General features: G+C 71.4%; 20 protein-coding genes and 2 pseudogenes. 9 read left to right on the top strand and 13 right to left on the bottom strand.

Translation table 11 applies throughout. The annotated features are described in order from the left end of the window. Window positions 1-442: 442 nt before the first annotated feature. Window positions 443-988, bottom strand: a complete 546-nt coding sequence (locus tag FHX73_RS44175) for a hypothetical protein (protein ID WP_145911783.1) — start codon at window positions 986-988, stop codon at window positions 443-445. Between the two features lie 316 nt (window positions 989-1304). On the opposite strand from FHX73_RS44175, the gene FHX73_RS45445 reads away from it, so the two are divergent. From FHX73_RS45445 to FHX73_RS44160, 3 genes are all read left to right on the top strand, one after another. Beyond that, window positions 1305-1838 carry a hypothetical protein gene (locus FHX73_RS45445; RefSeq protein WP_170305359.1) on the top strand — a complete coding sequence of 178 codons (534 nt, stop codon included), beginning with the start codon at window positions 1305-1307 and terminating at the stop codon, window positions 1836-1838. A 149-nt stretch (window positions 1839-1987) separates the two neighbouring features. Further along, on the top strand, window positions 1988-3193 hold the full coding sequence (locus FHX73_RS44165; RefSeq protein ID WP_145911782.1) for an MFS transporter: 1206 nt from the start codon (window positions 1988-1990) through the stop codon (window positions 3191-3193). 159 nt (window positions 3194-3352) lie between these two features. Then, complete coding sequence (locus FHX73_RS44160) at window positions 3353-3703, top strand: hypothetical protein (RefSeq protein ID WP_145911781.1); 351 nt, start codon at window positions 3353-3355, stop codon at window positions 3701-3703. A 133-nt stretch (window positions 3704-3836) separates the two neighbouring features. On the opposite strand, the gene FHX73_RS44155 is transcribed toward FHX73_RS44160, so the two are convergent. The 3 genes and pseudogenes from FHX73_RS44155 to FHX73_RS44145 form a co-directional block, all read right to left on the bottom strand. Continuing rightward, window positions 3837-4559, bottom strand: coding sequence for a DUF6193 family natural product biosynthesis protein (locus FHX73_RS44155; RefSeq protein WP_145911780.1), 723 nt, complete (start codon window positions 4557-4559; stop codon window positions 3837-3839). Window positions 4560-4605: 46 nt separating this feature from the next. Next, window positions 4606-5103, bottom strand: a complete 498-nt coding sequence (locus tag FHX73_RS44150) for an SMI1/KNR4 family protein (RefSeq protein WP_145911779.1) — start codon at window positions 5101-5103, stop codon at window positions 4606-4608. Between the two features lie 69 nt (window positions 5104-5172). After that, window positions 5173-5428, bottom strand: a pseudogene (locus FHX73_RS44145) (IS21-like element helper ATPase IstB); the annotation flags it as partial. Here FHX73_RS44145 and FHX73_RS47590 point away from each other — a divergent pair. Beyond that, a pseudogene (locus FHX73_RS47590) lies at window positions 5422-5547 on the top strand (transposase); the annotation flags it as partial. The pseudogenes FHX73_RS44145 and FHX73_RS47590 sit on opposite strands and share 7 nt — an antisense overlap. Window positions 5548-5554: 7 nt before the next feature. Here the strand turns inward: FHX73_RS47590 and FHX73_RS44135 are convergent. The 4 genes from FHX73_RS44135 to FHX73_RS45435 form a co-directional block, all read right to left on the bottom strand. Continuing rightward, a complete protein-coding gene (locus FHX73_RS44135) occupies window positions 5555-5839 on the bottom strand; it encodes a DUF3027 domain-containing protein (RefSeq protein ID WP_145911778.1) in 285 nt (94 codons plus the stop codon). 681 nt (window positions 5840-6520) lie between these two features. Further along, window positions 6521-6946: a PH domain-containing protein gene (locus tag FHX73_RS45440; protein WP_170305358.1), complete on the bottom strand. Its 426-nt coding sequence runs from the start codon at window positions 6944-6946 to the stop codon at window positions 6521-6523. Between the two features lie 22 nt (window positions 6947-6968). Further along, window positions 6969-7973, bottom strand: coding sequence for an IS3 family transposase (locus FHX73_RS44125; protein ID WP_170304840.1), 1005 nt, complete (start codon window positions 7971-7973; stop codon window positions 6969-6971). Between the two features lie 20 nt (window positions 7974-7993). Continuing rightward, a complete protein-coding gene (locus FHX73_RS45435) occupies window positions 7994-8377 on the bottom strand; it encodes a transposase (protein ID WP_170304841.1) in 384 nt (127 codons plus the stop codon). 514 nt (window positions 8378-8891) lie between these two features. On the opposite strand from FHX73_RS45435, the gene FHX73_RS44120 reads away from it, so the two are divergent. After that, the gene (locus FHX73_RS44120) at window positions 8892-9617 is read left to right on the top strand and encodes a hypothetical protein (protein ID WP_145911776.1); all 726 of its coding nucleotides are present in this window, start codon (window positions 8892-8894) and stop codon (window positions 9615-9617) included. Between the two features lie 715 nt (window positions 9618-10332). After that, window positions 10333-10743, top strand: a complete 411-nt coding sequence (locus FHX73_RS44115) for a hypothetical protein (RefSeq protein ID WP_145911775.1) — start codon at window positions 10333-10335, stop codon at window positions 10741-10743. A 58-nt stretch (window positions 10744-10801) separates the two neighbouring features. Here FHX73_RS44115 and thpR read toward each other — a convergent pair whose 3' ends face one another. Next, a complete protein-coding gene (gene thpR / locus FHX73_RS44110) occupies window positions 10802-11410 on the bottom strand; it encodes an RNA 2',3'-cyclic phosphodiesterase (RefSeq protein ID WP_145911830.1) in 609 nt (202 codons plus the stop codon). Window positions 11411-11489: 79 nt separating this feature from the next. Between thpR and FHX73_RS44105 the strand changes: the two genes are divergently transcribed. The 3 genes from FHX73_RS44105 to FHX73_RS44095 all read left to right on the top strand — a co-directional run bounded on the left by FHX73_RS44105 (window position 11490) and on the right by FHX73_RS44095 (window position 15417). Next, window positions 11490-12287: an endonuclease/exonuclease/phosphatase family protein gene (locus FHX73_RS44105; protein WP_145911774.1), complete on the top strand. Its 798-nt coding sequence runs from the start codon at window positions 11490-11492 to the stop codon at window positions 12285-12287. Between the two features lie 236 nt (window positions 12288-12523). After that, window positions 12524-14266 (top strand): carbohydrate binding domain-containing protein, encoded by a 1743-nt coding sequence (locus FHX73_RS44100; RefSeq protein ID WP_145911773.1) that lies wholly within the window; start codon window positions 12524-12526, stop codon window positions 14264-14266. A 131-nt stretch (window positions 14267-14397) separates the two neighbouring features. After that, a complete protein-coding gene (locus FHX73_RS44095) occupies window positions 14398-15417 on the top strand; it encodes an acetamidase/formamidase family protein (RefSeq protein ID WP_145911772.1) in 1020 nt (339 codons plus the stop codon). Window positions 15418-15489: 72 nt separating this feature from the next. On the opposite strand, the gene FHX73_RS44090 is transcribed toward FHX73_RS44095, so the two are convergent. The 4 genes from FHX73_RS44090 to FHX73_RS44075 all read right to left on the bottom strand — a co-directional run bounded on the left by FHX73_RS44090 (window position 15490) and on the right by FHX73_RS44075 (window position 18717). Continuing rightward, a complete protein-coding gene (locus tag FHX73_RS44090) occupies window positions 15490-15876 on the bottom strand; it encodes a barstar family protein (RefSeq protein WP_145911771.1) in 387 nt (128 codons plus the stop codon). A gap of 100 nt (window positions 15877-15976) precedes the next feature. Next, window positions 15977-16738 (bottom strand): dienelactone hydrolase family protein, encoded by a 762-nt coding sequence (locus FHX73_RS44085; protein WP_145911770.1) that lies wholly within the window; start codon window positions 16736-16738, stop codon window positions 15977-15979. Window positions 16739-16937: 199 nt separating this feature from the next. Next, entirely contained in the window at window positions 16938-17927 is a 990-nt protein-coding gene (locus tag FHX73_RS44080; RefSeq protein ID WP_145911769.1) for an alpha/beta hydrolase, read from the bottom strand. A 151-nt stretch (window positions 17928-18078) separates the two neighbouring features. Continuing rightward, on the bottom strand, window positions 18079-18717 hold the full coding sequence (locus tag FHX73_RS44075) for an SRPBCC family protein (protein WP_145911768.1): 639 nt from the start codon (window positions 18715-18717) through the stop codon (window positions 18079-18081). Window positions 18718-18986: the final 269 nt, after the last annotated feature.

Raw genomic sequence — 18986 nt, 5'->3', positions numbered from 1 at the left:
CGCGTGGTCTGATACTTGATCAGCCCGACTCGCGGCCTACAGGGAACCGTGGCCCCCGCCCGTGCGTGGACCACACGGCGGCACGAGGGGGCCCTGGATGAGCGCGTCCGGAATCGTCGGCATGGTCGGGATCGTGGTGCTGGTCCTGTGCGTGGGTGGGGTCGTGGCCGTGTGGCGGACCGGGTCGCCGTTCCCGCCGGGGCGGGCGGAGGGGTCGGGGCCGCCGGGCTGTGTCGCATGTGGGCACGGCGCGTACAGCCATGGCTCCCGTGGTGCCTGCGGCGAGACCGACTACGACGGCCCGGACCGATACGACGGTGGCGGCAACTGGGTCGGCACCTGGGGAGAGCGTCCGTGCCCGTGTCCGGGGTTCAGGACGGAGTGAGGCGAGCGCCTGATCCGGTCCAAGGAGTCGGCCGTGGGATCGGGCCGCCGTCTCGGTTCAGTCGGTGTCGGCTTCGGTGCGGGCGAGGTCCGCCAGGCGGGTGGCCAGCTGGCGGAGCAGGGCGGCGGCCAGGGACAGTGAGGCGCGCCTGGGCGGGAGGTCTTCGCCGAGGCTGGGGCCGTAGTGGTGGGCGAGGAGGGCGGAGGTGGTGGCCTGGGCGTCGCGGGCGGCGGCCAGGGTCTGGCTGTCGGGGTGGTGTTCGTCCGGGCCGGCCGCGCGGGTGAGGTCGTCCAGCAGCATCGCCGAACGGACCGTCAGGAGCAGCCGCTGCGGGTCCGCTTCGACTCCCGGGGGCAGCGCGGCCTGGACGACCTCCTCGCGCACCGGCCCGTACGCGGTGCGCAGTGCCTCCACGTCGGCGCCCGCTTCGAAGGCGTCGATCTCGGCGTCGACCAGGTGCGCCTCGGCCGCGCCCAGCAGGGCGGTGGCCAGCATGACCGCCAGCACCGAGGCGTCGGTGACGGCGTCCGGCTGCCAGTCGATGCCCAGCACGCGCAGCGCGGCCAGCAGTTGGTCGGCGTGCTCGCGGGCGTCCTCGGCCATCCGTGTCACCTCTCGCCGGCGTCGATGCGCGCCGCGTTCGCGGGTGCGCCTGCTCCGAAGGTAGCGGGCCCGTGCCCGGGGCGGGCTACGTCCGGTCCGTGTCGAGATTTGCCCCGGCGAAGATCCGCAGTACGGACGGTGTCGCTCCGGCTCATCGGAGGTGTGCGGGAGCCAGCAATATTGAACGCGTTCGAAAGTGAGTCTAGAGTCGTTCTCGCGACCCCTCGGACCGGGGGCAGCCGCGCTGTTCGACGCTTGCTTGGGGGGAATCTTGTATTCGCGACCAGCTGTTGTCGCTTCAACCGCCGCTCTGGGCATGGCCTTCGGTGGGCTCACCACCGCCGTGCTGTTGGGCCTGTGGGTGCTGATCCAGTCGGGCGGGGATCCGCTGGTGTTGGTGGTGATGCTGGCGGTGGTCCCGTTCGCCGCCCTGTACGGGGGTGCCGTCGGACTGTTGCCCGGGCTCGCGGCCGGGCTGGTGCTCGCCGGCTCGCGGCGGCCCGGCCCGGCACGCGCCGGGAGCCGGGGCTGGCTGGCGGGCCTGGCCGCGGCGGGCGTCCTGGTGCTGGAGGGGGTGGGTCTGGCGGTCGCGTTCCAGGCCGGTGACTTCCTGGGACCGTTCTTGGTCGCCGCCCCCGTCGCCGTGTTCGTTCTGCCCGCTGTGGCAGCCAGGCTGACTTCGCCGCGCAGCCCGGCCGCGGAGTTGGCTTGGGACCCGGCGCCGGTGACGCCGGCTCAGCGCGTGGGACGGGCCAAGGCCTCGTCCGTAGGTGACCGGCTCACGCGCCTGCCGCTGCTCAGGGGGCTGGGGACTTGTCGAATGGGGCGCTGCATCATCCGTTCGGTGTGAGGGCGCACGGCTCGCGTCGCTGAGCCGGGTGCGGCGGACCGGGTGGTCGGGCCGGGGCCGGCGACGGTCACCTGGTCGGGTCGGGGCCGTTCGGGTGTCCGGCCCCGCCGTGCCGGGGTCCACCCGAACCGGTCCTCTAGGGTGGGTGGATGACGGATCGTCCGACGGGTGAGCCGGCCGCGGGCCGGGCCGGCTACCTCGCGGCCGCGGCCGCGTTCGCCGTCTGCATGGCCGGCACCACGCTGCCCACCCCGCTCTACGGCCTCTACCAGGACCAGATCGGCTTCTCCGAGCTGACGGTGACGGTCGTGTTCGCCATCTACGCCTTCGGCGTGATCGGTGTGCTGCTGCTGGTCGGCAACGCCTCCGACACCGTCGGACGCCGCCCCGTCCTGCTCTGCGGGCTGGCCTTCGCGGCCGCGAGCGCGGTCACCTTCCTCGCCGAGCAGGGCCTGCGCGGGCTGCCGCTGCTCTTCCTGGGCCGCCTGCTGTCCGGGCTGTCGGCCGGCCTGTTCACCGGTACCGCCACCGCGTACGTCCTGGAACTCGCCCCGCCCGGGCGCCGGGCCCGGGCCGGCTTCGTCGCGACCGCCGCCAACATGGGCGGCCTCGGCTGCGGGCCGCTGCTGTCGGGCGTGCTCGCGCAGTACGCGCCCGGTCCGCTGGTGCTGCCCTACGTCGTGCACCTGGCCCTGCTCGCCGCGTCGTTCGCCGTCACCTGGTTCCTACCGGAGACCGTGCCCGCGGCACGCCCGCTGCGCAGCGCCCGGCCACGACGGCCCACGCTGGCGCCCGAGGTGCGCGGGGTGTTCGTGCCGGCGGCGGTCGCCGCCTTCGCGGGGTTCTCGCTGCTGGGCGTCTTCACCTCGGTCAGCCCCACGTTCGTCACCAAGGACCTGGGGATCCACAACCACGCGATCGTCGGTCTCGTCGTCTTCGCCGCGTTCTCCGCCTCGACCCTGGGCCAGCTCCTGGTCCCGCGCCTGGGCACCGCCCGGGCCGTCCCGCTGGGCTGCCTGGTGCTGATCTGCGGCCTGGGCCTGCTCGCCGTCTCACTCGCCACGGCCACCCTGGCTCCGCTGGTGCTCAGCGCCGTCGTGGGCGGCGCGGGCCAAGGCCTGGGCCTGCGCGGCGCGGTGGGCGAGATCGCCGCCGCCGCTCCCGCCGAGCACCGCGGCGGCGCCCTGTCCGCGCTCTTCGTGGTCGCCTACTTCGGCATCTCGATCCCGGTCATCGGCGTCGGCCTGCTCAGCGGACCCCTCGGCCTCGCCCACGCGGGCCTGGTGTTCACCGCCTGCATGGGCGTCCTCGCCGCCGTGTCCGGCGGTTACCTGCTGCGCCGCGCCCGGGCTTGAGCCCGGGTATCGGGCATCGTCGGTGTGACCGGCGCCGGCGGCCAGGGCGTCGTCCCCGCGTGATCGGCCGCGCTGCCCGGCGCGTGCGGCGGGCCTCGTGCACCCGGCAGCGGGGACCGCGACTGGCGCAGACGGGGTTGGGCCAGGCAGGGTGTGCACATGTCCGAACGCCGCAACCGCCGCCGCCTGCACGCACGAGCCCGCGCCCTCGGGGTCCCCCTCGAACAGGTGCCCCGCCGAGGCGGCCCGTCCCGACGGCCCGACCGCTCGTCGGCCGCACCGTTCACGGACACGCCCCGCTGGGCGGACACCTGGACTCCGTACCGGGAACCGGCGGCCTCCCAGGACGACGACGCCCGCTGGGACGACCCGACCGACTTCGAGCCCCACCGCTCGCACACGCCCCGCTGCTGCGAGACCGTACTCACCCGGAAGCTGACGGACGGCGGCACGGTCGTCATGCTCACCACGCACCAGGCCGAGTGCCCGATCTGGTCCACCCGGCTGTAGCTGGTGCCGGGTCTGACGGTCTGTGGGCCGGGCGCGCGAGTCCCCGGTTCTGCCGGGAACTCGGGTGGGCAACGGTCCCGGGTACCCCGGCGGTGCGCGTGACGATCAACCGAAAATCGAGCTCGCAGGGTGATCAGAACGTCTGGAGCAGGTCGGCAGGGATCCGGTCAACGGCGATGGCGATCGCTTCGGCGGCTGTGGCGACGTGATGGAGGGCGGGGCCGTTCCACCACTCTCTGATGGTGTAGTCGCCGGTTCCCCGGGGTGAGCCGATCGAGACGAAGGACGGGGCGGAGTAGGGACCGTCGGGCTTCTCGGCGAACCCCAGAGCCCAGTGGCTGGTGTAGGGGTAGAGCCTGCGGAGCTTCGGTTCGGCGTGGGCGGACTCGATGAGCGCCTGGTACTGCGGCCAGTCGGCGCGACCAGCGTCCTTCAGCAGCCACTGCCACTCCGAGGCGATGACCTCGGCGGGGTTGTTGTCGGGCACCTCGAAACGTCCGGTCAGAAGGTCGAAGGTCGCGGTCTTCCCGATCTCGTCGAGGCTGGCCCCGTCCACCCAGCCTCGGACCACTTGGGGAAGCTCACGCATGTCCTTGGTGCTGCCGCAGATCATGAGCCTGTTGTTGGACGAGCCCCAGAAGGTCCAGCTTCGCTCGTGGTGCCACGCCCCGACGTAGGACGAGTGGCGATGCGGTACGACACTGGTGATCGCGGAATGGCGCAGTGGATCGGACGAGCTGACGGCCAGGGGAAGGGACATGCCTTGGGCCGCGGCTTCGGCTTGGAGTGCCGCGGCGAGGCTGCCGTGGGCGGCCACATCCGGGTAGAGGACGGCCGGGTCCGGTTCGCGACTCATGATGTTCCGATCCTCATGCTGGTGTGGTGCGCGGGTCGGCCGATAATCAGGGCTGGTTCCCGATCCGTTGGCCGAGCTGTTCGAGGAACGCCTGCAAGCTGGCCGCAACGACGTCGAAGCCGTCGACCCAGGAAGCCGTAGTGGACTTCCAGACTTGCCCGCTGTCCCCGATCGCGAACAGGCGGCCCCCGCCATCACTGGCGAACACCAGCGCGATCCACTCGCTGTCGATCACCACGGGGCCGTACTCGCGAAAATGACCCACCACCGTCGCGGGTGCGTGGATGAAGTACCCGCTGTCGACATCGGGCAGGGAAGCCTCACTGATCACCCAGTAAAGCGTGGTCAGGTCGGAGGGAATCGGTGTCAGGTCGACGAGCGCGCCCGTCGCCTGGTGGCTGCCGTCGGTCGCGAGCAGCACGGCGTTGCGACCGGGCGGAAAGCCGTGTGTCACGAGGAACGACTCCATCAGCTTCGTCAGCGCCGCATCGGCCTGCTCCCGCCAAGATCGGACCCACTCCGCGTCAAGCCTCTCACCAGGCACGGCTCCCCCTCACACGCGCGTGCGACTCGCCGGCGCGAGTCCAGAGGAACATATCGAAAGGCGGTGATGGTACGCCTCGTTGGAGGCGATGGCGACGCTGTTCTTCTCCTCGCGTTCGATGGGCACCCGGAGGAGCAGCTCGGCGCCACGGCGGTCCAGTTCCATCCAGCCGACTCCGTTGACGCGGAGCAGGTCGACCCGGCCGTAGCGGACGATGCTCTTGGTCGCCGATCGGGCAGATCGACTGACTCTTCTTGATCCACTCACAGCCGGCGAGGGCGTTGACCACGGCGGGGTCGATGTTGGGTTCGGCGTCGAGACGGTACCAACCACGCCGGCCACAAGGCTCAGGGCAGCATGATCCACCGATACATCATCTGGCGGAACAAGCGCACCGCCGATGACCGCCTTCGCAAGGTCGTGACCAGAGCCAACGCCGCCTGACCGACTACTACCCGAAGGATCCGTCAGCGCGGCCGGCGAAGCTCTCACAGCCGTCGTGCTCGAACCGAACTCGCCCATCGAAAGACGAACCGGGGTTGCTGCACACCCCGTAGTCCTGGCCAAGTCGTCCGCTCAACGCGATCCAGAAGCGGCATCCTCCGCACTGGGCGTCATACCACTCGTCCCGGTATTCGGTTTGGGTCGTCGAGCGGTTCAACGACGCTCGCCAGCGCGCATGGCACCGATCGTTGTGATCTTGATCGTCACCGGTCCAAGCCTCACCAACGGTCACCCTCGTTTCCTCCCCGTCCCGATTTACCCACGGCCGCCCAGTCCCGGCGCTCGCCAATGATCCTCTCACCGAGAACCTGGGCCAACGTTGCCTGATGCGGCACTCGATCCCGAAGGCCCCGACCACCGACAGCAGTTCAGCAACCGCAGGATCGTGTTCACCGGCGCTCCCTCAACGGCGAAGCAACGCTCGGTCCGCTGCTCGCACCGGGCCACAGCCCCGCAGAACGTCCCGGCGGCGACGGCGACGGCGGTATGGGACAGCGTGTGCGGGTCGATGATGACCAGAATCCCGGGCTGACCCCGCACCCCGTGGAACTGCAGGGGCAGTGCAGCGGACAGCCTGACTTGAAGTCACCGTGTCGTGCCCATAGCCCTGTCGAGCCACGCCGCGCGGGTGTCGGCGAGTGGCGGCACGCCGTGCGAGGGCCTGACCGTGAGCGGCAAGGGGCACAGCAGCCCGATGCCGACCGACGCCCTGGAGGCTACAGATGCAGTTCAGCGAACGTGGCGGCCATGGCCCGAGCGTGCGGCTGCCCCGCCAGCCGGCTCGCGAACAGCGACGCACACGACGCGACGCCCCCATCGCAGGCCCCCAGCACCGTCCTGACGACCCGCCACTCGACGGACTCCATGCAGCCGTTGCCGCACCGCTCAGCGCGATGGTTGAGGGGATCCGGGACTATCCGATCGCCGCATCGGGTCGGGCCGCGGCCCACGCGGCCCGCAGTTCCACAAGGCGCGAGCGGAGCTCAGGGTCATCGGCGCTCGACGCGACCATGCCCGGCAGGACCACCGCCCGCCCCCGGTGCAGGCGGACCTCGACGAGGCAGTGATCGATACCGCGGTCAACGTCGGACGAGACCCTGAACGCCTGCACCTGCGGCCAGGTGACCACACGTGTCCTCAGCAAGGTCCTCAAGGTCAGGCCCGCCGAGGTCACCGTGGTGCTGCCGCAGAAGGGACCGACAAAGGAAGCGGCGATGACGTAGGCAACGAGCAGAGCGACCGCGAAGAGCGCAGTCACCACGGGATTGCGGCTCTTGGCGTCCGCGGTGATGACGAGAGCCAGCGCACAGGCCAGCGTGGTCGGAACGGAAGATTTCAAGTCCAGTGAGACGGTCGTGATGCTATGAGGTTTGTGGTGTGGGTTCCCTGCGCTTGCTGGGGTCGTTGATCCATGCTGTCTGCGGTATCTCGGGCGGCCGGGGACGGCGTCCGAAGCGTTCGGGATGCCGGGCGTATGCCTCGGCGAGGGTGACGGCCCGCTGGTCGCGGACCTGTTCGGCGGTGCCGAAGTGGACGCTGGCGGGCGTGTGCAGGCCGATGCCCGAGTGCCGGTGCTCGTGGTTGTAGTACGAGATGAAGGCGTCGAACCATTCACGTGCATGGGCCAGGGAATCGAAGCGCGGCGGGAAGTCGGCCATGTACTTGACGGTCTTGAACTGGGCCTCGCTGTAAGGGTTGTCGTTGGAGACCTTGGGGCGCGAGTGGCTCCTGGTGACGCCGAGGTCGGTCAGCAGCTGGGAGACCTTCTTGGAGGTCATGGAAGTGCCGCGGTCGGCGTGCACGGTCTCGGGGACGATGCCGTTGCGCTCGATGGCCTCGCGGATCAACTCCTCGGCCCGTTCGGCCGATTCGACCGGCTCGACGGTATGGCCGACGATGTAGCGGCTGAAGATGTCGATGATGACGTAGGCGTGATACCAGATGCCCTTGCGGGGGCCGGCGGCCTTGGTGATGTCCCACGACCACACCTGCGAGGACGCGGTGGCGACCAGTTCGGGAACCGTCCTGGCCGGGTGGGTGGCCTGCCTGCGCCGCTCGCCCGACTGCCCGCGCTCGCGCAGGATCCGGTACATCGTGGAGACCGAGCAGTGGTAGCGCCCGGTGTCCAGCTCGCGGGCCCAGATCTGCGCGGGCGGCAGCTCGGCGTACTCGGGGCTGTTCATCAAGGCCAGTACCGCATGCCGTTCTTCGGCCGTCAGGGCGGAGGGCTGGACCTGCGGAGATCGGGGCCGGCGCGCGGGCGGCGGTTTCAGTCTTCGGTAGTGGGTGGCCCGGGAGCGGCCGGTCAGCCGGCATGCGGCCGTGGTGCCCAACTCGTGTTCGACGGCGGTGAACGCCTCGTCCACGACGGGGTCGGCGGCGTGTGTCAGTCCGCGCTCTCGGAGATCATTTCCAAGAGCGCCGACGCTTTTCCCAGGACCTCCAGCGCGGCCTTGTTCCGGGCGAGTTCCTTCTCCAGCCGTTCCACCTGCCGGCGCAGCTTCTCGTTCTCGGCCTCGGCGGCGGACTTCTTCGGGCGGGCCGGGCTCGTGCGGTGGTCGACCAGCCTCTCCAGGGCCCCGGCGTCGCGCGCGGCCCGCCACTCGGTGACGTGCGAGTGGTACAGGCGCTCGCGGCGCAGGACCGCACCCTTCTCGCCCTCGGGCGCGGCGTCGTACTCGGCGACGATCCGCAGCTTGTACTCGGGGCTGAACGTGCGGCGCTTCGGCCGGGGAGCCGGGTCAGTGGCGGACGGATTACTGCTGGTCATCAGGGGTGAAACTCCTACTCGGGCCCTCTCAGGCTAACCCGACAAAGCGGGATGTCTCACCCAAGGCTGACAGAGAGGGGAAAGAGCACCAACGTCCGCCGGCCCATCCGCCGGTACCGGACCGGCGCCTTGAAGCAGTGCCGCCCGCCACGCCGATCGCTCACAAGTCCCCCACTCTCCGTGCCACCTACCGTCATTGTCGCGGAGTCACCGAGCCGCACACCAATCCTCCAAGCCACACCCGCGCAGACCGGAAGGCACAGGGCTGGCCAACCGGTCCCTGTTGAACGAACCGGCCCGAAAGGCCCGCCCCGGCCTGCCGGTGACAATGGCCAGCCATGCAGTTCAGTTCCAACCCCACCAACGGCCCGCACCTCGTGGCGCGTCCGCACATCCAGCTGGACCGAGTTCGAGGTCGTTTCAGAACGAGTTGAGCCGCGAAGCACTGACCTGGGGGGATGCCGCAGGCGGTCAGGACTTGCCTGCGGATGCTGATGTTGGGGAGGGTGCCTCGGTGACTTCCTTTACGCAGCGGTACATCAGTGGTGACCATGACGGTGTCTGGGCGGACCTGCGCCGTCTTGGCCCGGTTCCAGACGCGCTCGACGAGGACTGCCGAGGCGTGGCGTTCGCGACGATGCAGCGGGTGGCACGCCATGTGGACCGTCTCGCGGAGCAACTGACCGCCCTCGGACTCGTGCCTGTCATGCCCGTCCGGGAACCCGCCACGGCCGAGGACCTGCGGGATCTCGATCTTCTTCATGCCGAGATCGGCTCCGTGCCCCCGGCCCTCGACGCCTGCTTCCGTCAGGTCGGCGGCGCGTGGTTCGCCGGGGACTGCGCGGCGCTGAGCGAGTTTTATTCCGCAAGAAGCCAGTACAGCGCCGCCCCGATCCTTCCTGACCCGCTGGTCCTTCCGACTGTGCAGCACCTGCGGGAGAGCTGGGACGACTACCAGGACGCCGTTGAGGATGACCCCGAGGTCGGCGAGGACGGGTTCTTCTTCGACTTCGCCCCAGACGAGTTGCACAAGGCCAACATCAGCGGCGCCGCCCACGAGATCGAGATGGCCCAGTACGTGGCCGACCCGGTCATTCACGGCGTGACCGGCCGATCCGGCATCACCCTGGTCGAGTACCTGCGGGTGTCGATCGCCTGGGGCGGCATGCCCGGCTGGTCGTTCAAGCCAGACCAGGCGCCGGCCGCCCTGGCGGCGCTACGCGTTCACCCCGACTTCTGACCAGCAAGGCCCAGATCGCACCAGCTACCGGCCGATCCGAACCCCACGACCGCGTTTAGACACGGCCGGACGGCGGCCTCGGTCCGATCCCGCAGCCGACGCCACGCGGCACCCCTACGAGGGCCGCCCGGTCGGGCACACACAGCCGACCCGGGTAGCCGTGACGTCGCGACGGCTCGGCAGGTCCTTCAAGCTGACCGTCTCCCGGCTGACCGTCAGGGAGCGCATGCCTGGCGCTCGGTTCGGACCCGGATGTTGGGTATTGGACAGGCGGTACGAGCCGGTGCTGGTCTCAGCGACGGTGCTGTTGAAGGCGAGGCGGGCCACACTGGTCGCGCAGACCAGATGAGCTGACGCCCCCTCTGATGGCAGGGCCGGCGGGCGAGCGGTCGGTGGTGCCGGCGATGCGTGGAAACCTCTTCGAACCCGCCTGCAACCTCCGGCGGACACGCACGTCTATGGAAGTGAAGGCAGCAAGAACGACCGGCCCGACCAGCACGACCAGGGCCAACAGCACCATCGCCTTCGCCCAACCCACCTCCGACACACGCACCTTGAAGGAGCACGCCCTCACGCGCCCGATATATCCCTTTTGCGAAGAACACCAGTATCCAACGACGAAGCTCCGCCGCACTACGCGGCCGTGCCGGACGCCCGGGCCGTACCCGTACTCGATTACACGCATTCACCCAGTCATGTCCTTGGAGGGCACATCATGAACCGCATCATCAAGCACGCCGCCGCCGTTCTCCTCGCCGCCTGCTCGATCGGCGCGCTCAGCGCCACCACCGCCAGCGCGCAGGACGGCGGCACCGTGTACAGCGTCGCGAACCTGAACCACTGTCACGGCCAGATGAACACCGTCTCGATGCCGAACCGTCAGGTCCAGCTCGCCGTCAGCGCCGACGACGTCGCCGGCACCGCCGTTACCTGCACCGCTCAGCTCTACACCTACCAGGCCGGTGCCACCGGGCCCGTGGTCACCGCCACCAACGGCACCAGCGTCCAGGGCGACTGGGCGGACGACAACGGCACCTACAAGTACGTCTGCGTCAGCGAGATGGACATCAACCTGGCCACCGCCCAGCCCAGCGGCAGCTACGCGGGCTGCACGATCATGTACTGATCGCACAGCCACCAACGCGGCCACACAAGGTGCCTGGTGAGTTCGAGCAGGACGGAACTCACCAGGCACCACCCCGATCGCCTCGGACTCCGGCGCCGAACCGCCATGCCTCGATGTCGCGGTAGCGGATCGGCCCGGGCCCCCGGCCGAAGTTGCTGCCGACCAGGTGCAGGCGCTCGGCCACCCACGGCCGGCCCACGAAGCCGGCCAGCCCCTCCGCAGCCTTCGGCACGCTGGACGGATCGTCACGACGGGACCGTGCCAGTGTCAGATGGGGGCTCAGCGGGCGGTCCCGGAAACCGACGCCGCAGGACTCGACCCGTTCCCGGACTCCCTCGGCGAGCAGGTGCAGCCCTTCAAGGTCTCCGCCGATCCCGCTCCACAACAGCCGCTGATCGAAATGGCCGGCGCCGTGCAGGCCCAGGCGCACCGCGTGGCGCGACGCCGTCCAGTCGCCCAGCGCCGACCGCAGCGACGGCACCACCTCGACGGGCACTTCGCCGAGGAAGGCCAGCGTGATGTGCCAGTCCTCGATCCGGTTCCACCGCAGTTGGGGGCACTGCGCGTAGACGGGGCGCAGGAACCGGGCCAGTTCGTCCTTCGCGTCATCGGGTGGGGCCAACGCCACGAAGACGCGAACGGTCGAAGGCTCCGAGTGATCATCCACGAGGGAGAAGGCTAACCGAGCCCGAACCGCACCGGGATATGCTCCGGTCGGCCCGGGCGACCGGCGGGGAGGGACGACGATGACGACGATCCGGCTGCTGACCTTCAACACCCTCTTCCGCGGCCGGGCCCGGGAGCGGCTGCGCGCGCTCGGTGCGGTCCTGGAGCGGTCCGACTACGACCTGGTCTGCCTGCAGGAGTTGATGTCGCCGCGGAACCTGGCGGCGCTGCGCGCTGTCGCGCACTCCTACGGGTACGCGGCACGTGCGCGGGCCTATCCGCTGGTGCGGGGCGGGCTGGTGACGCTGTCCCGGACGCCGCCGCAGCGCCAGCACTTCACACCGTTCCGGCCTGCCCGGCCGCTGCGCAGTGAGTGGATCATGCTCAAGGGTGCGCTGGCGACCGAGTACCGCGTGGCGGGGCAGCGGCTGGTGGTGGTGAACACCCACCTGTCGTCGAACCGGGACGACGACTGGTCGCCCGGCAACCGCTACACCCAGGTCCAGGCGCGCGAACTCGCCCGGCTCGAAGAGCTCGTGCGGGCGACCGACCCGAGCGCGCTGCTCGTGGTCGCCGGGGACTTCAACGTCCCGCGCGACAGCTCGACCTACCAGCGCTTCACCGCCGCCACGGGACTGCGCGACCTGCTGGCCGGGGACCGTGAGCCGACCTACCGGCCCACCCGGCGGTGGCCGAACCCGCCCGCCCTGGACCAGGTGCTGTTGCGCGCGCCGGCCGGGGTGAGGGTCGACGGCACCGCCCGGCTGGTGCTGCGCGAGGCGGTGGCGCTGGCGGACGGGACCGAGGCGTACCTCTCGGACCACTACGCGATCGAGGCCGTCCTGCGGATCGAGCCGGCCGCGGCCCGGCGCCGCTGACACCCGCTCACACCCACTCATACGCGCTGACATGCCGTCAAACCCGTTCGTCGGCACACCACCGCACCGAGCACGAGCATCCCCGGGCAGGGCGCGAAAGGTGGGTTGTCTAGTCCTCTTGACGCCGCGTGGGACAGGCGGTTTGGTATGTACCAACGAGGGTTCCGCCCGCGTTTCCTTCCCCCACCCCACCCCCACAACGCCCGACGGGCGTGCCCGAAAGGGGTACCACTGTCATGCGTACGGCAAGAATCGCCGCCTCCGTCAGCGCTGTCGCGCTGGCCACGGCCGGCTCGATGGTCGCCCTGGCCCCCACCAGCAGCGCGGCCGCCGGCGGTAGTGCAGTCAGCAGCAGTGCAGTAGGCAGCAGCGTCTACTCCGTGGCGCCCTACGTCGACATGTCGAACGGTCAGGAGGGGCTGCTCGACACCGCGATCACGGCGCACGGGCTCAAGGCCTACACCGCGGCGTTCGTGCTCGGGTCGGGCTGCAACCAGATCTGGGGGGACACCCTCCCGATCGGGGCCGACTCGTTCACCGATCCGCTGATCGCCAAGGCGAAGTCCGAGGGGGCCTCGCTGATCATCTCCTCCGGCGGTGCGTCCGGTGAGCCGCTCGCGTGGACCTGTACGACGCAGAGCAGCATCGACGCCGGCTACCAGGCCCTGATCAACGACTACGGCGTCACCCAGCTGGACTTCGACGTCGAGGGTGCCGCCGTCGCGGACACCGCCTCGGTGGCGCGGCAGATGCAGGCGATGAAGGACCTCAAGGCGACCAACCCCGGTCTGCAGTTCTCGATGACGCTGCCGGTGCTGGCGAACGGTCTCACCGGTGACGGCGTGAACATCCTCACCGCCGCGAAGAACGCGGGCATCAAGATCGACGTGGTCAACATCATGACGATGGACTACTACACGGGCACCGGCACCGAGATGGGCCAGGGCTCGGTCTCCGCCGCCCAGGCCACGCTGGCCCAGATGCAGTCGGTCGATCCCAGTTACACCTACGCCAACCTCGGGATCACCCCGATGATCGGCAAGAACGACGACGGCTCGACCTTCACGCTGGCGGACGCGCAGACGGTGGAGGGCTTCGCCGCCCAGCACGGCGTCGGCCGGCTCGCCTTCTGGTCCGTCAACCGTGACCAGCCGTGCAGCGGTACCGCCAACTCGCTGTCCACCTGCACCCAGCTCGGCCAGGCCAGCCTGGCCTTCACCGACGCGTTCGTCCCGTACGCGGGCACCGGCGGCGGGGGCGGTGGCGGGACGACGAGCAGCGACTTCTCGCTCTCGCTCGCTCCGGGGTCGGCCTCGGTGGCCCAGGGCGGCTCGGTCACGGCGGCCGTGTCGACCGCGGTGACGGCCGGGAGTGCCGAGGCGGTCAGCCTCTCCGCCTCCGGTGCGCCCGCCGGCGTGAGCGTCTCGTTCAGCCCGGCCTCGGTCAACTCCGGTGCCGGCTCGACGCTGACGGCGACGGTCGGCTCCTCGGTGGCGCCCGGCTCCTACCCGATCACCGTGACCGGCGCCGCGAGCTCCGGCAGCCACAGCGCGACCTACACGCTCACGGTCACCGGCAGCGGCGGTGGCGGGACGGGTGGCGGCGGCCTGCTCGCCAACCCCGGCTTCGAGACCGGCAACCTGAGCCCGTGGACGGGCGCCGGCGCGGTGGTCGGCAGCCCGGTCCACTCCGGCTCCTACGCGCTCCAGGTGACGCCCACGGCGGGCAGCACCGGCGAGACCGACCAGACCGTCACCCTCTCCCCCAACCACAGCTACACGCTGACGGCGTGGGTCCAGGGCCCGTACGCCTACGTGGGCGTCTCGGGCGGCGCGACGGCCAGCGCCTGGTCCAACAGCACGACCTGGACCCAGGTGACGGTGCCGTTCACCACCGGCAGCAGCGGGACCGTCACGGTCTACGTGCACGGCTGGTACGGCCAGGGCGCGGTGAACGCGGACGACTTCGCGCTGAACTGACACCCCCTCCGCCGCGGTCGGCTGCCCTGGACGGCGGCCGGCCGCGGCGGCGTGTCCGGGGGTCGGGTCGCGGGCAATATGTTCATCGTGCGGGGCGTCACCGCCCCCACCCCCACCGATGAGGAGACCTCGTGAGCCTGCCCGAGACCGTCCGGCTGACCCCGCAGCCGCAGGACCTCGCCTACACGTTCGGCGGGCGCGCGCCGCTGGTGACCGTCCGGCCCGGCACCGTGGTCGAGTTGACGACCGAGGACTGCTTCGGCGGCGCGGTGCGCGGGGTCACGGACCTGCCCAGCCAGGTCTGCGTCTTCCCCTACCTCAACCCGGTGACCGGGCCGATCGCGGTGCTCGGCGCCGAACCCGGCGACACCCTGGCGGTGCACTTCGTGGAGATCACTCCCGCCCGCGACCACGGCGTGTCCAGCACCTTCCCGCACTTCGGCGCCCTGACCGCCACCCACACCACGGCGATGCTGCACCCGCCGCTGGAGGAACGGGTCTGGCTCTACGAGTTGGACACCGCGGCCGGGACCTGCCGGTTCCGGGCCCGGCACGGCGACTTCACGGTGGACCTGCCGCTCGATCCGATGCACGGCACCGTCGGCGTCGCCCCGGCCGGCGGCGAGGTGCTGGCCTCGATCACCCCCGGTGCGCACGGCGGCAACCTGGACACCCCCGAGATGCGCGCCGGGACCACCGCCTACTTCCGGGTCAACGTCGAGGGCGGCCTGCTCGCCCTCGGTGACGGGCACGCCCGCCAGGGCGAGGGCGAGGTGTGCGGCACGGCCGTCGAGGCGGCCATGCGCACCACGGTGATCGTCGACCTGGTCAAGGGCCGGGGCCCGGCCTGGCCCCGGCTGGAGAGCGACGGTCACCTGATCACCACCGGCTCGGCCCGCCCGCTGGAGGACGCCTTCCGGATCAGCCAGCACGACCTGGTCGGCTGGACCGCCGAACTGCTCGACCTGGACCTGCTCGACGCCTACCAACTGGTCAGCCAGGCCGGGCTCGCGCCCGCCGCGAACGTCTGCGACACCAACTACACGATGGTCGCCAAACTGCCGAAGACCCTGCTGGGCCGCGCCCGCGCCTACAGCGGCCTGCACGACCACCTGCGCGAGCGCGCCGCGGCGTACCTGCGCCACCGCTAGGCGGCGGGAGCGGCGGGTGGCGACCGGTCGGCGGGCGATCGGTCAGCGGGCGATCGGTCAGCGGTCGGCGGGCTACCGCAGCCGCAGGACGCCGGGGGCGCGCTGCTCGAAGATCTCGACCAGCCAGTCGAAGACCGTCGGCCCGTGCCCCGCGCGGGCGGCGGCCAGGTCGGCGCCGACGGCCTGACGGTTCGTGGGATGGCAGCGCGCGAGGCGCAGCTCCAACTGGCGGACGGTCTCCGGGTATCCGAGGTGTTCGCGGGAGGTCTCGTGGTCGCGCCACTCGACCACGTAGTCACCGTCGTCGGGCTGCCCGAAGCCGCCGCTGAGGCAGTCGGCGAACGCGTCGAGGTTCCTGCCGAAGTAGCCCCCGGGGCCGTTGACCGCTTCGCCGATGAGCCGCCAGAAGTCTTCGAGCGTGCCGACCCGGCTGCCGTCCAAGGTGTACGTCACTGTCACAGCCCGCAGGATACGTCCGGCGCTGCGGCCCGCTCCGCCAGGGGCTGGCGGGGCGGGCCATTGCCTTCGCTACGTCAGGAGGCAGCGTCAGGAAGCGGCCTCAGGAGGCGGCGAGGCCGGTCTCCAGCAGCGGGAGCAGGCGCTCCCAGTGGCGCCGCAGCGCGTCGGCGCTGAACGCGCTGGTGTCGGACATGGTGAAGCCGTGGAAGGTATCGGGGTAGATCTCCACGGGGTCGGCCACGCCGGCGGCGGCCAGCACCTGGCGCAGCTCCTCCAGCGCCCCGGGCGACAGGTCGCCCGGGGCGGCGCCGAGGTGGACCGGGGCGGTGACGGTGGCCAGCAGGCGGTGCGGGCTGTCGGGCGCCTCGGTCACCAGGCGGCCGGGGTGGAAGCCGGCGACGGCGCCCACCCGGTCGGGGTGGGCGGCGGCGGTGCGCACCGCGTGGACGGCGCCCATGCAGTAGCCGATCACGCCGACCTTGCCCGTGCGGACGTCCGGGCAGGCGGCCAGGAAGTCGAGGTAGGCCTGGGCGTCGGTCAGCACCCGGTCGGTGGTGTGGGCGTGCAGGATCGGCATCAGCTGCTCGACGAGCCCGCCGCGGTTGTCGCCGTCGATGTAGGCGGGCAGCTCGACCAGCGGGGCGGCGCCGCCGCGGTAGAAGACGTTGGGCACCAGCACGTAGTAGCCGTGCGCGGCCAGTTCGCGGGCCTTGGCCTCCAGCTCGGGCCGCAGCCCGAAGATGTCCATGTGGAGCAGCACCGCCGGGTGCGGCCCGCCGTCGGCGGGGAAGGCGACGAAGGCGTCGGCCTTGCCGTCCGGGGTGGGGATGTCGAGGGTCGTCGTGGTGAGCGGGGTGGTCATGGTTTCTCCGGTCGTGTCGTGGTGGGTGTGCCGTGCCCGTGCTCGGTCCCACGGGGGCGCCCGAGGCGCGCTCACCACAGCGCCGTGCGGTCACCGATTCGCACACGGCGCGTAGCCGTCCCGATAATCATCGCCGTACAGCGTAGCGGATCCCCTCCGCCGTGAGCTGACGGTGAGTCAGACGATCGCGGGGGTGCGGTCAGGCGGTCGCGAGGGTGTGTCCGAGCAGGCCGATCGCGTCGGGCAGGACCCGTCGCCAGAAGCCGTCGGTGTGCAGCCCGTCGGGGAAGTGGGCCTGCCGGGCGTGGGCCTGCCGGGCGAGGTCGCGGGCGGCGGGACAGAACGGGTCCTCCTGGCCGCACCACACGCCCAGCGAGCCGACCCGCAGCGCGTCCAGGCGCAGCATCGGCTCGTGGGCCTGCCAGTCGGCCTGGCCGGCGTAGCCCCCGGTGGTGCGGGCGTCGGCCCAGGTGCGGAAGACGGCCGGGCTGAGCAGGGCGACGGCGTCCAGGTCGTGGCCGCCGCCGGTGCGGCCGATGGCGTACTGCAGCGCGCCCGAGCCGCCCATCGAGATCCCGAGCGCCGCACGCGGCGAGGCGAGTCCGCGGGCCTGGAGCCAGCCGGGCAGTTCCCGGGCGAGCATCGCCTGCGGGTCGTCGCCGTCGCCCGGGGCGTGCTGGTGCCAGTAGCCGGCGTCGCCGCCGTCCAGGGCGACGACGGCGAACGGCGGCACCCCGTCGGCGACCGCGGCGGCCAGGAACTGCGGCGTGCCGAGCGCCACCATCCCCCGCGCGTCGTTGCCGCGGCCGTGCAGCATGACGCAGACCGGCAGGTCGGCGCTCGGGCCGGCGCCGGGCGGCAGCATGGTGACCATGGTGACCTCGCGGCTCCGCGCCGCCGAGTGCACCTGCTCGACGTGCACCTGGCCCGGTGTCACGGACGGCACCGTGCCGTCCGTGCCGGTCATCCCGAGCGCCCGCTTCAGCTGTACCCCGCCCGGTACCCAGCCGGCGAGCATCCCGCCCGCCGCGCCGGCCCCGAGCAGCGCGCCGCCGCCGAGCACGCCGGCGCCGAGGCGCAGCACGCGTCGGCGGGCGAGCGGGCGGGCGGTGCGGTCCGCCGAGGTCTGCTCGGTGGGGCTGCCGCCGATGGGGTTGCCGCCGGTGGGGTCGCTGGCGGGTGTGGTCATGGTGGTGGGCCTTTCGCCGCTCGGCAGGTACGGGCGGCGCGCGGCTGATGGACCATCACCTGCCCGCTTCCCCCCGTTCGGCCGGTCCGGCCGATCATGAGCTGGGGACGACGGACCGGGCCGTGTGGTTGCACCAGGCCTACGCCGCGGGTCAGCGGCGGGGCGGCCGGGGCGGGGTGTGCCGGGCGCGCTGCTCGGCGGTGGTGCGCAGCGCGGCCAGCCAGGCGTCCAGGCCCTGCTTCAGGATCGCGGTGGCGGTGGGGACGTCGGCGTCCACCTGGGGACCGGTGTGGGTCTCCTCGGTGCTGACCAGGACGCCGCCGGGCACCTCGGTGAAGTTCCACACGTGCACGCCGTCGATGTGCAGTCCGGCGCCGTCGGCGGGGCCGGTCCAGCGGATGCAGGAGTCGTGCGCGAGCTGACGCACCGTCGAGGTGATGACCAGCGTGGTGGCGGGCAGGCCGGCCGTGGGCGGGACGGGGGTGGTCCAGCGGAACGCCGAGCCCGGGCGGAGCGGGCCGTGGTCCAGGCGCACCGCGCTGGTGACGGGCTGCTGCCAGGAGGGCCAGTGCGCCACGTCGGTCTGCACGCCCCAGACGGTGTGCAGCGGCGCGTGGATCACGGTCGAGGCGCGGTAGCGGACCGCGGCGTGCGGGTCCACGCCCTGGCCGCGGCAGGTGAGCGGAGCGGCCGGGCGCGCGGTGGTGGCCGCGCCGGCGGGCGCGGTGGCGCCGGCGAGCAGGGCGGCGGCCAGCGGGAGGGCGAGCAGGGCGGTGCGGATCGCGGGCATGGGGGCCTCTTCTCCGGTCGGTCTCTCCGGTCGGACGGTTCGGGGTGCACGGACGAGTGAGAGACACGTTCAATCGATAGTGAGAAGCTATAACGACTCTGACACCCAGTCAACGTCCGGCGCGGCCATGGCCGAACAGCCAGGACCGTCCACCTCGCCGGACTTCCGTGACGGACAAGGGAACTGACGTTCCATCACGTAAATCCACACTCCCCCGAAGGGCGTTCCAACCGCCCGCACGCACCTCTCCGCTACTGCCCGCGCGACTT

This window comes from Kitasatospora viridis, assembly GCF_007829815.1.
Taxonomy (GTDB): Bacteria; Actinomycetota; Actinomycetes; order Streptomycetales; family Streptomycetaceae; genus Kitasatospora; species Kitasatospora viridis.
Note: the sequence above shows the minus strand (reverse complement) of the source record. Positions and strands in the feature narration are given on the sequence as shown.